The following is a 14819-nucleotide window of genomic DNA, read 5'->3' as shown; positions in this document are numbered from 1 at the left end:
CCTGTACCGGATCAAGCGAAGCCAATGACTTTGCCCGCTGATTGCCACAGACCCGCGAAGCTCCGCTGCATCTATGCCACTTTGCCCCTTCGAGCGTCACGTCGCCTTCCGGGCAAGTGGTCCCTACCCGTGCACGGGACTGTTCCCCTGCCCCGTCCGCCGTCCGCAACAAGACAGCTCGCCATAGAAAAGGCCGCCGCGTTCTCCGCGACGGCCCCTTCCCGGTTCCAGCCACACCGCTCCACATCAGGACCGGCGCGCTCGCGTATCACTTCGCCTTGCCGTAGATCTGCGCGATCTTCAGCACCGCGGCCTCGGGCGGCATCTCCTCGCTCTCGCCCGTGCGGCGGCAGGTCACTTCGACCACGCCGTTCTTCAGCCCGCGCGGGCCGACCGTGATCCGCCACGGCAGGCCGATCAGGTCCATCGTCGCGAACTTGCCGCCCGCGCGCTCGGTGGTGTCGTCGTACAGCGCCTCCAGCCCCAGCGCGTGGATCGAGGCATAGAGCGCCTCGCAGGCCGCATCCGCCTCGGCATCGCCCTGCTTGAGGTTCACGATCCCGCAATGGAACGGCGTCACGCCCTCCGGCCAGATGATCCCCTTCTCGTCATGCGACGCCTCGATGATCGCGCCCAGCAGGCGCGACACGCCGATCCCGTGCGAGCCCATGTGCACCGGCACCTGCTTGCCATCCGGCCCCTGAACCAGCGCGCCCATCGCCTCGGAATACTTCGTGCCAAAGTAGAAGATCTGCCCCACCTCGATGCCGCGCGCCGTGCGCCGACGCTCCTCGGGGACCTGCGCGAACACAGCCTCGTCATGGGTCTCGTCCGTGCGGGCATAGCGCGAAGTGAACTCTTCCAGCACCGCCTGGCACTGCTCGACCGAGTCATAGTCGATCGCGCGGTCGCCAAAGGTCAGGTCGGTGATCTCGCTGTCATAGAACACCTCCGACTCGCCAGTCTCCGCCAGGACAAGGAACTCGTGGGTATAATCGCCGCCAATCGGCCCGCCATCCGCGCGCATCGGGATCGCCTGAAGGCCCATCCGCTCGTAGGTCCGCAGGTAGCTGACCAGATGCCGGTTATACGCGTGCAGCGCATCTTCCTTCGTCAGGTCAAAGTTGTAGCCGTCCTTCATGTAGAACTCGCGCCCCCGCATCACGCCAAAGCGCGGACGGATCTCGTCGCGGAACTTCCACTGCACGTGGTACAGCGTCAGCGGCAGGTCCTTGTAGGACCGCACGTAAGAGCGGAAGATATCCGTCACCAGCTCCTCGTTCGTGGGCCCGTACAGCATGTCGCGGCCATGCCGGTCGGTGATGCGCAGCATCTCCTCGCCATAGGCCTCGTAGCGCCCCGACTCCCGCCACAGGTCCGCCGACTGCAAGGTCGGCATGAGCAGCGGGATATGCCCCGCGCGCTGCTGTTCCTCGTGGACGATATTCTCGATATTCTTGAGCACCTTGAAGCCCAGCGGCAGCCAGGAATAGATCCCCGCCTGCGCCTGCTTGATCATGCCGGCGCGCAGCATGTAGCGGTGCGAGACGATCTGCGCCTCGGCGGGCGTCTCCTTGAGAACGGGCAGGAAGTAGCGGGACAGGCGCATGACGGACCTCTGATGGATGTTTGACGGGGGTTTTGCGGGATAACGCAGGCCTTGGCAAGCACGGCGCGGGCCTCTCCCATTGACCCGGCGGCACTTTCCGGCATCCTTGCACCCGGAACGTGTGAGGGGTGCCATGTCAAAGAAAGCCAACCTGCGCCATCTGCGCAGCCGCCGCGCCGCCCGCCACCCTGCACCGTCCGGCAATGCAGACACCCTCGCCCGTATCGAAACCCTGACCAAGATGGCCCGCACCAGCTGGTTCGGCCTGCTCTCCTACCTCGCGTTTGTCGGCGTCACGCTGCTGGGCGTCGAGGATGCGGATTTCTTCATCACCGAGCGCGAGACCCAATTGCCGCTGATCGGCGTCTCCATCCCGACGAACCTCTTCTTCTACATCGCCCCCACCCTCGGCGCGATGCTCTACATCCACATGCACCTTTACCTCCTGAAACTCTGGAAGGCGCTGCACGACCTTCCCGAAGGTAACAGCCCGGCGGGCGAAAGCATCGCTCCATGGATCGTCAGCGACATGGCCCTCGCCCGCCGCCCCGGCGCGCATCACCCCTACCCGTTGAAGCGCCTCGCCAATACCGTCGCCTTCGCGTCTATCTTTCTCTTTGCGCCGCTGGTGCTGGCAGGGTTCTGGTGGCGCTCCATGCCGAAACACGATGAACTGCTGACCATGGTCTTTTGCGGCCTGCCCCTGTTTGTCTCTTTGGTCGCCGGGGTGGCCAGCTGGCGGATGCTGCGCGGCACCACCGCCACGCGCCTCTGGACCGCCACCCGCCGCACCGCATGGACGGTCACCTTCCTCGCGCTAACCACCTACGGATTCCTAACTACCGAGGGCACCTTCTCCGAATACGCCAAATGGGATCGGGTCTCCTTTGCCGGAACGGCATACCCAATTTTCTCTTTTTACCAGCGCGAACATCGTGCGCTTGTTACCGATTTGGCAGAACTCACGTTGCCCGAACTAAAGGCTCGCGTAAAGCACATCACTCTTCATCCAGACCCGGACTTCGCCTCCTTCGGAAGCTACCGACCCGAACTGACCTACCTTGCCGACCGCCTTCTGGCCGAGCGCTGGTGGATGCGTACGTGGTACCCCAATCTCTTTAGACCCGCGAAGTTGAGCAACGTTGAATTCGTCGAAACACCACGTGGCTGGCTACCCTACGACGAGGCCCAACAAGTGTTTCGCGCGCAGTGGTGCACAGACCAGGGTATCCCCCATCTCGCCTGTGGTCCCGGCCCACTGGCACGCGATAAGGACGGGGACTCGGTCGACCCCAATCCAATCCTCGCTCGCCACCAGGCGCTGTGGTGCACACAGCTTTTGGGAAAGGATGACACGCCAGAGGACTGCTCGGCTCAAATCGCTCAAGAAGATGAACGCTACGCAGCGTCTTGGGAAAGGCGGCACAAAGACGCTCTCGCCGCCCTTCCGCCCCGCTCGCTGTCTGATCTGGACCTGCGCAGGGCGCATCTGTGGGAGGCGCGGTTGGAGGGGGCGAACCTCCAAGGGGCGCGGTTGGAGGGGGCGATCCTCGGAAGGGCGCGGTTGGAGGGGGCGGACCTCCGATGGGCGCGGTTGGAGAGGGCGAGCCTCGGAGGGGCGCGGTTGGAGGGGGCGAACCTCCAAGGGGCGCGGTTGGAGAGGGCGAACCTCGGAGGGGCGCGGTTGGAGGGGGCGAACCTCCAAGCGGCGCGGTTGGAGGGGGCGGACCTCCGATGGGCGCGGTTGGAGGGGGCGTTCCTCGGAAGGGCGCGGTTGGAGGGGGCGGACCTCGAAGGGGCGCGGTTGGAGGGGGCGCACCTCTCAGAGGTGCGGTTGCAGGGGGCGTTCCTCGGAAGGGCGCGGTTGGAGGGGGCGTTCCTCTCAGAGGCGCGGTTGCAGGGGGCGCACCTCTCAGAGGCGCGGTTGCAGGGGGCGTTCCTCGGAGGGGCGCGGTTGGAGGGGGCGAACCTCCAAGCGGCGCGGTTGGAGGGGGCGTTCCTCGGAGGGGCGCGATTGGAGGGGGCGAACCTCCAAGCGGCGCGGTTGGAGTGGGCGTTCCTCGGAGGGGCGCGGTTGGAGGGGAACAGGTCTCTAAGCGCCGCTGCTCTCCGAGGTGCGGCATTGACAGACCTGTCCATGTCAGATTGGCACATGACACAACAGCAACTCGATGCAACCTTTGGAGATGCCAGCGTGACCGACCTCGACAAGGCCGCCACCGGCCCCCTCACCCAGCCCGACCATTGGCCCAAACACGAACTGGACTTTTTCGAATTCTCAACCGAATGGCGCAAGTGGCAGGCCGATCCCGAGGGCTACACCCCGCCGCCTCCACCCGAAGCCAAGCCCTGATCCGGGGCCCCATCCCCCTGCCTTCCAAACACGCGACCAACCCGGCCCAACCGCGCCGCCGGTTACGGGACAGGCCCTCGCACCCCTTCCAAACCAACCAAAATGCTGCGCATGCGATACACATGGTTTCCGCATGGTTTCTGCATGGATTGTGCATCGCCCGAAACGCCCCTCTTGCATCGAAATGCTGCGCGGGCGAAACAGGGAGAAGACAGGAGCAAAGATCATGGCATTGGCGGTCAGGACACAGCTGAAATACTGGGGGATCGCCTTCGTGATCTTCGCCGTGATCCTCTGGTTCCTCGGCAACGTGCTCTTGCCCTTCGTGCTGGGCGGCGCCATCGCCTATTGCCTCGACCCCGTCGCGGATCGCCTTGAAAAGGCTGGGTTTTCCCGCGGCGCCTCGGTGGGGATCATCACCGTCGTGGCCATCGTGATCTTTGTCATCCTGGCCCTCGCCGTGGTTCCGATGTTCGTGCGTCAGGTCATCCAGCTCTTTGAAATCGCACCACAATTGTTCCGCGACCTGCAGGCCTTCCTGACCGAACGCTTCCCCTCTGTCATGATCGAGGGCAACGTGGTTCAGGAAACCCTCATCTCCATCGGCGAAACCATCAAGTCCAAGGGCGCGGTCGTCGCGGAAACCGCTTTGTCTTCAGTGGGTTCGCTGCTGAACGTCCTGATGCTGTTCCTCATCGTACCGGTCGTGGCCGTCTACATGCTGATCGACTGGGACAACATGATCGCCAAGATCGACGACCTCGTACCGCTCGATCACAAGCAGACCATCCGCCACCTCGCCAGCCAGATCGACGGCGTCCTCGCGGGCTTCATTCGCGGCATGGGCTCGGTCATGCTGATCCTCGGCACCTACTACGCCATCGCCCTCTGGGCCGTCGGCCTGCAATTCGGCCTCGTCGTCGGCGTCGTCGCGGGCCTTCTGACCTTCATCCCCTACGTCGGCGCCATCGTCGGCGGCGGCCTCGCCATCGGCCTCGCCATGTTCCAGTTCTGGGGCGAATGGTGGTGGATCGTGGCGGTCTGGGCGATCTTCCAGTCCGGCCAGTTCATCGAGGGCAACATCGTCACCCCGCGCCTTGTGGGCGACTCCGTCGGCCTGCACCCGGTCTGGCTGCTGCTGGCACTGTCCGTCTTCGGCGCGCTCTTCGGGTTCATCGGCATGCTGGTCGCCGTGCCGCTCGCCGCCGCTCTCGGTGTCATCGTCCGCTTCCTCGCCGACCAGTACAAGAGCTCGCGCCTCTACCTCGGCCTGATCGGCCAGAACGGCAGCGACCCGCGCGCATGACCCAGCCCGAACAGCTTCCCCTGCCCCTGCCCGTCCGCGAGGCACTGGGGCGCGAAGAGTTTTTCGTAAGCTCTGCCAATGCCATGGCGGTAGCACTGGTGGAACGCTGGCGGGACTGGCCCGCGCGCAAGATGGTGCTCTGTGGGCCAAAGGGGTCGGGCAAGACCCACCTCGCGCACGTCTGGGCACGGCTTTCGGATGCCCGCATCGTCACAGCCGTAAGCCTGCCCACTGCCGACATCCCGTCCCTCGCCGACCACCCCGTCTGCGTCGAGGACATCGAGTCCATCGCCGGCAACCGTCCCGCAGAGGAGGCGCTGTTCCACCTGCACAACCTCGCGTTGGCGCAGGGGCAGTCACTGCTGCTGACCTCGGAACGCGAGCCGACGCATTGGCCTTTGACGGTCCCCGACCTGAAAAGCCGCATGATGGGCGCTCAGGCCGCCCGCCTCGGTGCACCGGACGACGCGTTGCTGACGGCCGTTCTGGCGAAGCTCTTCGCCGACCGCCAGATCGCGCCGGTCCCCGAGGTCCTGTCCTATCTCACCCGGCATATGCCGCGCAGCCATGCCGCCGCTCGCGACCTCGTGGCCGCGCTCGACGAAACAAGTCTCGCCACAAAGCGGCCCGTCACCCGCGCACTGGCCTCGGAGGTGCTCGCCCGCCTCCTCGATACGCCGTCCGGATCGGAAAGCGACGACGCCACCCGATAGCGCTGCCCTGCCCCTTCATCTTGACGAAAATACCGCGGGGGCGGCTGCCGACAGGCAGACGGGGGCAGAGCCCCCCCCCAGCCCGGGGCCGCACCCGCACCACCCCGCACCCACCCCCCCCCCGGCGGCCCCCGCGCCCCGCCGGTCGCCGCGCACCAGCGCGGCGAAACACCTCCCCGCCTTGCGAACCGCCCCCAGGCGGCGCAAAGATAGGCGCAAGCGTTCCGATCCGTCATCATTCCGTTGCAATACCAGAGGCATAAGCCCGCAATGACCCAAGCCAATTTTCTCAAGAGCGCCCTGCCCGCGCCCACCGACCTGCCCGACCTCGATCACACCGGTCCCGGGCGCTTCTTCAACCGTGAACTCAGCTGGCTAGGTTTCAACTGGCGCGTGCTCGAAGAGGCCGAGAACCCGCGTGTCCCTCTGCTGGAACGCCTGCGGTTCCTGTCGATCTCGGCGACGAACCTCGACGAATTCTACACGGTGCGCGTCGCCGGTCTGCGCGAACTGGCCCACAACGGCAATACGACGCCCGCCGCCGATGGCCTGACCCCGGCCGAACAACTGGTGCTGATCGACGAGGACGCCCGCCGGCTGATGGCGGAACAGCAGCGCATGCTGGGCGAGCTCAAGGACCTCATGGCCGCCGAAGGCATCCACGTCGTCAGCCGCAACGATCTGAGCGCCGAGGACAAGAAACACCTCAACGAAAGCTACCTCAACCAGGTGTTCCCGGTGCTGTCGCCGTTGGCCATCGACCCGGCGCACCCGTTTCCGTTCATCGCGAACATGGGCTACTGCCTCGCGTTGCAACTGGAACGCATCCGTGACAAGCGGCCCCTTCAGGCGTTGCTGCCGATCCCCGCCCAGATCGACCGCTTCATGCGCTTGCCCGCCGAACCGGGGCAGCACCGTTTCATCTACCTTGAGGACGTCGTCCTGCTGCACATCGACTCGCTCTTCCCCGGATACCGCGAGAAGGACCACTTCGGGTTCCGCGTCTTGCGGGACAGCGATCTCGAGGTCGAGGAGGAAGCCGAGGACCTCGTGCGCGAATTCGAAGTGGCGCTGAAGCGCCGTCGCCGGGGCGAAGTGGTGCGACTGACGATCTCCACCGGCGCGCCCAAGGCGCTGCGCGAGATCGTCATGCGCGAACTGCATGTGTCGCCTGATGAAGTCATCGAACTGGACGGCATGCTGGGCACCGCCGACACCAAGGAACTGGTGCTCGATTCACGTCCCGACCTGCTGTGGCCGACCTTCACCCCGCGCGTGCCCGAGCGGGTGCAGGACCACGACGGCAACATGTTCGATGCCATCAAGCAGAAGGACATGCTGCTGCACCACCCTTACGAGACCTTCGACATGGTGGTGCGCTTCCTCAACCAGGCGGCGCTGGACCCGAACGTGGTGGCGATCAAGCAGACGCTCTACCGCACGTCGAAGAACTCGCCCATTGTCGATGCGCTCTGCGAGGCCGCCGAAGAGGGCAAGTCCGTCACCGCCTTGGTGGAACTGAAAGCCCGCTTTGACGAGGCCGCCAACATTCGCCAGTCGCGGCGGCTGGAACGGTCGGGCACGCATGTGGTCTACGGGTTCCTCGAATGGAAGACCCACGCCAAGATCAGCCAGGTGGTGCGCCGCGAAGGTGACAAGCTGGTTACATACACCCATTGGGGCACCGGCAACTACCACCCCATCACCGCGAAGATCTACACCGACCTCAGCTTCTTTACCTGTGACGCCGCGCTGGGGCGCGATGCGGCCAAGCTGTTCAACTATCTGTCTGGCTACGCCATGCCAGAGGGGCTGGAGAACCTGCTGATCTCGCCGCACACGCTGAAGACCGGCATGATCGAGATGATCGAAAAGGAGATCGCGCACGCGAAGGCCGGTCGCCCCGCGGCGATCTGGCTCAAGATGAACTCGCTAATCGAACCGGACATGATCGACGCGCTGTATCGGGCATCGCAGGGCGGCGTGCAGGTCGACTGCGTCATCCGTGGCATCTGCGGTTTGCGTCCCGGTATCAAGGGCCTGTCCGACAACATCCGCGTGAAATCCATCATCGGGCGGTTTCTCGAACATTCCCGCATCGCCTGTTTCGGCAACGGCCACGGATTGCCGCACGGCAAGGCGCGCGTTTTCATATCCTCCGCCGACTGGATGGGCCGCAACCTGAACCGCCGGATCGAAACCGGGGTCGAGATCATGAACCCGACCGTGAAAGCGCAGATCGTCAGCCAGATCATGGCCGCGAATCTGGCGGACACGGCGCAAAGCTGGGTCATGGACCCGTCGGGCAAATTCACGCGCTATGCCGTGCCAGAGGGGGCCTTTGCCTTCAACTGCCACCGCTTCTTCATGGAAAATCCCTCGTTGTCGGGGCGCGGATCGGCGGGCGCCAAGGACGTACCGCAACTGACCCACACGGAGGATTGAAAACTTACCCTTTCGCGTGCCGCTGCGAGCGTCGGGGGCGGACAACCACAGGTGTCGTGGCATCAACCATCGGCAAGATTTTCAACCATTCCAAGGCGGTGGCCCATCAGGGTTACCGCCATTTTCATGCCTTGGGCACAACCGGGGCAGCCTGCCTTTTTGATGCCGCGAAATGACCCCTTGGGGGCCGCAAATCGTTAAATAGACCTTAAGCGCCAAAGCGCAGATTGCCCCTGCACTCACAAGTGGCGCGGACGTGTCAATGAGGACACGGTCCGTAGCGTCAGAAGGACGGTTCTGAAAGCCGGAGAAGGAAACCGGCAAATCCCGGCGCAAACGCGCCAAGAACCGAAAGGCGACAACCATGTCGAGTATTCTCACCAACAACGGGGCAACCGCTGCTCTGCAGACGTTGAAAAACATCAACAAGCAGATGGGCTCTGTCCAGAACCAGATTTCGACCGGCAAGCGCGTGAACTCCGCCAAGGACAACGCCGCCGTGTGGGCGATCTCCAAGGCCATGGAGTCCGACGTCGCGGGCTTCAAGAAGGTCTCCGAATCCCTCAGCCTCGGTCAGGCCACCATCTCCGTCGCCCGTCAGGGTGCCGAGACCGTGACCGACCTGCTGACCCAGGTGAAGGAAAAGATCGTCGCCTCGCAGGAGGAAAACGTCGATCGCGCCAAGATCCAGACGGACATCGAAGCCCTCCGTGACCAGATCAGCGCCGTCGTCGACGCGTCGCAGTTCAACGGCCAGTACATGCTGAAGAACACCTCGACCGATGCGAACTCCGGCGGCATCAACGTGCTGGCCTCCATCGACCGTTCGTTCGACGGCGTGACCTCGTCCGACATCCGCGTCCGCAAGCAGGACCTGGGCACCGGCGCGGCCTCCGTCTCGGCATCGGGTGGTACGTTCAGCGCATCCGAGGCAACCGCAACGTTGAACGGCACGCAGACCGCGACCGTGGACCTGTCCGGCGTGACCGTCGAAGCAGGCAAGGCATTCTCGGTGCAGATCTTCGGCACCGATGCGGACGACTCGTCGTTCACCCAGGCCGATTACCGCAACTCTGCTGCCGCTGCGATCACGCAGGGTGAAGCCGCTGCAACCGACATCACCTATGTCGCGCGTGATGGTGACACCGCAGCCGACGTGGCCAGCGCACTGGCAAATGCCTACGCGACCTATGCCGCCGACAACGGTCTGGACACCAACGACTTCAACATGACGGCCAGCGGGTCCGGCCTGACGGTGACCTCGGGCGTAACCACCGCGACCGACACCATTGCCGTGGCTGTTGCATCGATCGGTGCCGACGCGGGCAACACCATCGGCGGTCGTCTCGAAGCGCTGTCCAGCATCGACGTCTCGACCCAAGCTGGCGCGGACTCCGCACTGGCGGCCATCGACGGGCTGATCGACACAGCGATCGACTCCGCGGCGGCCTTTGGTTCGGCTGAAATGCGACTGGAAACCCAGTCCGAGTTCGTCTCGGGTCTGACCGACGCACTGAAATCCGGTATCGGCACTCTTGTCGACGCCGACATGGAAGAAACCTCTGCACGACTGCAGGCGCTGCAGGTCCAGCAACAGCTGGGCATTCAGGCGATGAGCATCGCCAACAGCGCACCGCAGTCCCTGCTGGGTCTCTTCCGCTAAGGTAAACGGCCGCCCCCGGGGCATCTGGTCCGCTGACAAAAGGTCGGCAATCAGACGCCGCCCCGGGGTCGCGCCACGGTCTCGCCCGCATCAGCGGGCGGGCCGACCCGAATTCCACCCGATGAGGGGTGGAACCGCAGACCGACAGGTATCTGCACACGTCAGAAGACGCTTTCCCGAAGTGGCCATCGCGGCTGCACAACCGGCGTAAAACACGCCCTGAAAATGAAAGCGAACTAACGAATGTCCAGCATTCTCACAAACACCGGCGCAATGACCGCACTCCAGACCCTGAAAATGGTCAACCGCGACCTGGGTGCGACACAAGGCATGATCTCGACCGGCAAGCGCGTCGCGACCGCCAAGGACAATGCCGCTGTCTGGGCCATCTCAAAGGCCATGGAATCCGACGTCGCAGGTTTCAAGCGCATCTCCGACTCCCTCAGCCTCGGTCAGGCGACCATCGACGTGGCCCGCAATGGCGCCGAGACGGTCACGGACCTGCTGACCCAGATCAAGGGCAAGATCGTCGCCTCTCAGGAAGAGAACGTCGACCGGACCAAGATCCAGGCCGACATCGACGCTCTGCGTGACCAGGTGAGCGCCGTCGTGAACGCATCCCAGTTCAACGGCCAGTACATGTTGCAGAACACCTCGACCGACGCGAATTCGGGCGGCATCAACGTGCTGGCGTCCATCGACCGCGCGTCGGACGGTTCGGTGACCTCCACCGACATCCGCGTGGCAAAGCAGGACCTGGGCACCGGGGCGCAGTCGGTTTCGGCAACCGGCGGTACCTTTACCGCATCCGAGGCAACCGGCACCCTGAACGCCACACAAAGCGTCAACATCGACCTCTCCGGCGTCACTGTCGAAGCGGGCAAGGCCTTCGCGCTGCAGATCTTCGGTACGGACGCCGATGACTCGTCGTTTACCCAGGCAGACTATCGCAACTCTGCTGCGGCGGCGATGACCCAGGCCGAAGCCGCAGGCGCATCCGTCGTCTACGTGGCGCGCGACGGCGAAACCGCCGAGGATGTTGCAGGCAAACTGGCCGAGATGTACGCGACCTATGTCGCAGAACAGGGCCTGGATACCAACGACTTCAATGTCACGGCCAACGGCAGCGGTCTGACCGTCACTTCCGGGGTGACCAACGCGACCGATACCATCGCCGTGACTGTCGCCTCGGTTGGTGCGGATGCAAACAACACCATCGGTGGCCGTCTGCAGGCGCTGGCAGACATCGACGTGACCACCCAGAGCGGTGCGGACTCCGCCCTGGCCTCCATCGACGGCCTGATCGACACGGCCATCGACTCTGCCGCCGCCTTCGGTTCGGCACAGATGCGCATCGAGACCCAGAGCGACTTTGTCACCGGTCTGACCGACGCGCTGAAATCCGGCATCGGTACGCTGGTCGATGCCGACATGGAAGAAACCTCGGCCCGTCTGCAGGCCCTTCAGGTGCAGCAGCAGCTGGCGGTTCAGGCCATGTCCATCGCCAACAACGCGCCGCAGTCGCTGCTGTCGCTCTTCCGCTAACCCGCGACTGACCGACGCCGGCAGGCGTTTCATACAGGCACAGCATGGCCCGCAACTTGTTTGCGGGCCATGTTTTTTTTCCAAACCCCCTACCCTGTGGAAACGAATCTTAGCGCAGCGTTCATGTTTGTCCGCTACGTTTACGGGGCACTTACCCCGTAGTGGCGCGCGCCCGCATGACGCGGACCGCAGGTTCAGAAGGCATTCGCAGGCAAACGGCCTGCGCAGCGGGATCCGAAACACTTAGGTGAGTGCCATGTCCAGCATTCTGACGAACCAAGGCGCCATGACGGCGCTCCAGACCCTGAAGTCCATCAACAAGCGCCTGTCCGACACCCGGGAAATGGTGGCCACCGGCAAGCGCGTTAATTCCGCGCGCGACAACGCCGCGGTCTGGGCGATTTCCAAGACCATGGAATCCGACGTGGCGGGCTTTGCCCGGATCAAGGACAGCCTGAACCTTGGACAGTCCTCCGTCGCCGTCGCCCGCAAGGGGTCCGAAACCGTGGTGGACCTGCTGACCCAGATGAAGGAAAAGATCGTCGCCTCGCAGGAAGAAAACGTCGACCGCGATAAAATTCAGGCGGATATTTCCGCCCTGCGCGACCAGATCGGGGCGGTGGTCGGCGCTGCGCAGTTCAACGGGTTGAACCTTCTGAAGAACACCTCGCAGACCGAAAACAGCGGCGCGATCAACGTGCTTGCGTCGCTCGACCGGGCATCGGACGGCGTGCGTGCCAGCGACATCCGTGTGCGCAAGCAGGATCTGGGCATGGGCCTGTCCAGCATCGGCACAGGCCTCAGCGCCCTGGCCGTCGCCGCCAATGACATCACCGGTTTTGGCGATGCCGCCACAGGCACCCTGACCGGGGCAGCCACAGCCCCCACCGGCGTCACCACCTTCGGCAGCAGCGCCCGACAGGCCGTCACGGCTGGAACCGGCTTCTCGATCACCATTTCCGGCAGTACGGGCGACGCACCGGCCAACACGTCATCGGGCAATGAAATCAACTACGTGGCCCGCGATGGCGACACCATGGCCGACGTCAGCCGCGCCCTTGCTGCCGCCTACAACCGCTATGTCGAGGCCAGCATGGGTGCCACAGCCACCGGTGGCATCACGGCGCAGGCCGACGGCAATACGATCACCTTCACCGGTGCGGGACAGACCGGCGCGGATTTCGCCGTTCAGGTCGATCAATATGCCGCCCATGCCAGCAGCACCATCGGCGGCGGGCTGTCCTCGCTGTCCTACATAGACGTCAGTTCCGAGGCCGGGGCCGACGCGGCCCTCGCCGACATCGACCGCCTGCTGGAGACCGCCATCGACGCCTCGGCCAGCTTCGGCTCCTCGGAAATGCGGCTGGAAACGCAGACCGATTTCATCTCCGGTCTCTCCTCTGCGCTGAAATCGGGAATCGGAACGCTGGTGGATGCCGATATGGAGGAAACCGCTGCCGCCCTGCAGGCCCTTCAGGTGCAACAACAATTGTCCGTCACGTCGCTCTCGATCGCCAATCAGTCGCCCCAATACCTGTTGCAACTGTTCCGGTGAAACTGAACCCCTTGGCACCCATGACGTTTCTTGACCCTCCCCGCCTGTCGACCTAGGACTTCGGGGCAAGCGGGGAGAGCGCGACATGGACAGCCAGGACGACAGCCACGGCCATTGGGATCCCTTCGGTCCCGCCCTCTTCGATGACCCGCAGTCCCGGGCCGTCAGCCGGGTCGGCGTGGTGGACATCGGCTCGAACTCTGTCCGGATGGTCGTCTTTGACGGGGCTGCACGCAGCCCCGCTTATTACTTCAACGAAAAGATCATGTGCGGCCTTGGCGAAGGCATGATGCAGACGGGCCGCCTGAATCCCGAGGGACGCAAACGCGCCCTGGCCGCGATGCGCCGCTTCAGCCTGCTCGCGCGCGGGATGGAACTGTCGGACATGTCCGTCGTCGCCACCGCGGCCATGCGCGATGCCGAGGATGGTCCGGAGTTTCAGGCCGAGATCGAAGCCGAAACAGGCCTGGGCATCCATGTGATCGACGGGGCTGAGGAGGCGCGGTTTTCGGCGCAGGGCGTGCTGCTGGGCTGGCCCGGATCCTACGGGCTGGTCTGCGACATCGGCGGCTCCAGCATGGAACTGGCCGAGATCGGCCAGGGCAAAGTGGGCCGCCGCATGACCTCGGCGCTTGGCCCGTACAAGCTCAAGGACGTCGAAGGCGGCGCCGAGGGGCGCGCCAAACATATCCGCAAGGAACTCAAGGCGCTGGCCGATTACATGGGCACGCAACGCGACCGCTTGTTCCTTGTCGGCGGCAGCTGGCGGGCCATCGCGCGGCTGGACATGCTGCGCCGGGACTATCCGCTGCACGTTCTGCACGAATACCGGATGGACGCGAAATCCGTGCGCGACACCATCGCCTACCTGGAAACCGAAGACCACGAGGTGCTGCGCAAGGCGGCGGGCGTATCCGCGACGCGCATGGCGCTGGTGCCCTTTGCCGCCGAGGTTCTGGCCGGGGTGGTAGAGTGTTTCCAGCCCTCCGATATTGCGATTTCCAGTTACGGCATCCGCGAGGGCCTGCTGTACGAACAGATGCCGCAGGCGTTGCGCGACCGCGATCCGCTGATCGAGGCCTGCCGCTTTGCCGAGGCGAAGGACGCCCGCCTGCCCGGCTTTGGCCGCCAGCTGTACGACTTTGTTCTGCCGCTGTTCCCGGACGCCACGGACGCGCGCAAACGCCTGATCCACGCTGCCTGCCTGCTGCATGACGTCAGCTGGCGCGCGCATCCCGATTACCGGGCCGAGACCTGTTTCGACAATGCCACCCGCGCCAACCTTGGCGGCTTGAAGCACTGGGAACGGGTCTACCTCGGGCTGGCGCTGCTGCACCGCTACAAGAACAAGCGCGAGGGCACGCGGTTCGAGAACATCTATGCGTTGCTGGACGACGTCCACCAGCGCGAGGCGGAAGTGCTGGGCAAGGCCATGCGCTTTGGCGCGATGCTCTGGACACTCGAGGCCTCGGCCGGACATGCGCGCATGAGCTGGGACGGCACGCAGCTGTCGCTGTCGCTGGATTCGGACATGATGGACCTGTTCGGCGAGGTCGCCCGGGCGCGGTACAAGTCGCTGGCGCAATCGCTGGGGGCCGAGGATTTCGGGGTTACCGCGGGCTGAACCTGT

General features: G+C 64.4%; 9 protein-coding genes. 8 read left to right on the top strand and 1 reads right to left on the bottom strand.

Annotated features, from left to right (window positions below):
- Positions 1–268 precede the first annotated feature (268 nt).
- Positions 269–1609, bottom strand: a complete 1341-nt coding sequence (gene proS, locus ACP16H_RS15280; protein ID WP_425073110.1) for a proline--tRNA ligase — start codon at positions 1607–1609, stop codon at positions 269–271.
- A gap of 133 nt (positions 1610–1742) precedes the next feature.
- Here proS and ACP16H_RS15275 point away from each other — a divergent pair, with 133 nt between their 5' ends.
- From ACP16H_RS15275 to ACP16H_RS15240, 8 genes are all read left to right on the top strand, one after another.
- On the top strand, positions 1743–3962 hold the full coding sequence (locus tag ACP16H_RS15275; RefSeq protein WP_425073109.1) for a pentapeptide repeat-containing protein: 2220 nt from the start codon (positions 1743–1745) through the stop codon (positions 3960–3962).
- A gap of 226 nt (positions 3963–4188) precedes the next feature.
- Positions 4189–5268: an AI-2E family transporter gene (locus ACP16H_RS15270; RefSeq protein ID WP_425073108.1), complete on the top strand. Its 1080-nt coding sequence runs from the start codon at positions 4189–4191 to the stop codon at positions 5266–5268.
- Positions 5265–5981, top strand: a complete 717-nt coding sequence (locus tag ACP16H_RS15265; RefSeq protein WP_425073107.1) for a chromosomal replication initiator DnaA — start codon at positions 5265–5267, stop codon at positions 5979–5981. Before ACP16H_RS15270 ends, ACP16H_RS15265 begins: the two co-directional genes overlap by 4 nt.
- Before the next feature lie 270 nt (positions 5982–6251).
- On the top strand, positions 6252–8426 hold the full coding sequence (locus ACP16H_RS15260; RefSeq protein ID WP_425073106.1) for an RNA degradosome polyphosphate kinase: 2175 nt from the start codon (positions 6252–6254) through the stop codon (positions 8424–8426).
- Positions 8427–8790: 364 nt separating this feature from the next.
- Positions 8791–10089 carry a flagellin gene (locus ACP16H_RS15255; RefSeq protein WP_425073105.1) on the top strand — a complete coding sequence of 433 codons (1299 nt, stop codon included), beginning with the start codon at positions 8791–8793 and terminating at the stop codon, positions 10087–10089.
- Between the two features lie 243 nt (positions 10090–10332).
- Positions 10333–11634, top strand: a complete 1302-nt coding sequence (locus ACP16H_RS15250; protein ID WP_425073104.1) for a flagellin — start codon at positions 10333–10335, stop codon at positions 11632–11634.
- A 256-nt stretch (positions 11635–11890) separates the two neighbouring features.
- Complete coding sequence (locus ACP16H_RS15245; protein WP_425073103.1) at positions 11891–13189, top strand: flagellin; 1299 nt, start codon at positions 11891–11893, stop codon at positions 13187–13189.
- 85 nt (positions 13190–13274) lie between these two features.
- Positions 13275–14813: a Ppx/GppA family phosphatase gene (locus ACP16H_RS15240; protein WP_425073102.1), complete on the top strand. Its 1539-nt coding sequence runs from the start codon at positions 13275–13277 to the stop codon at positions 14811–14813.
- The last annotated feature ends 6 nt before the right edge of the window (positions 14814–14819 follow it).

The sequence above is a fragment of the Sagittula sp. S175 genome (assembly GCF_049800975.1).
Classification (GTDB): domain Bacteria; phylum Pseudomonadota; class Alphaproteobacteria; order Rhodobacterales; family Rhodobacteraceae; genus Sagittula.
This window is presented reverse-complemented; position numbering and strand designations above follow the sequence as displayed.

Coding starts and splice junctions, on each gene's coding strand:
- ACP16H_RS15260 (WP_425073106.1), top strand. CDS start 6,252: ATGACCCAAGCCAATTTTCTCAAGAGCGCCCTGCCCGCGCCCACCGAC.
- ACP16H_RS15270 (WP_425073108.1), top strand. CDS start 4,189: ATGGCATTGGCGGTCAGGACACAGCTGAAATACTGGGGGATCGCCTTC.
- ACP16H_RS15250 (WP_425073104.1), top strand. CDS start 10,333: ATGTCCAGCATTCTCACAAACACCGGCGCAATGACCGCACTCCAGACC.
- ACP16H_RS15265 (WP_425073107.1), top strand. CDS start 5,265: ATGACCCAGCCCGAACAGCTTCCCCTGCCCCTGCCCGTCCGCGAGGCA.
- ACP16H_RS15275 (WP_425073109.1), top strand. CDS start 1,743: ATGTCAAAGAAAGCCAACCTGCGCCATCTGCGCAGCCGCCGCGCCGCC.
- ACP16H_RS15240 (WP_425073102.1), top strand. CDS start 13,275: ATGGACAGCCAGGACGACAGCCACGGCCATTGGGATCCCTTCGGTCCC.
- ACP16H_RS15255 (WP_425073105.1), top strand. CDS start 8,791: ATGTCGAGTATTCTCACCAACAACGGGGCAACCGCTGCTCTGCAGACG.
- proS (WP_425073110.1), bottom strand. CDS start 1,609: ATGCGCCTGTCCCGCTACTTCCTGCCCGTTCTCAAGGAGACGCCCGCC.
- ACP16H_RS15245 (WP_425073103.1), top strand. CDS start 11,891: ATGTCCAGCATTCTGACGAACCAAGGCGCCATGACGGCGCTCCAGACC.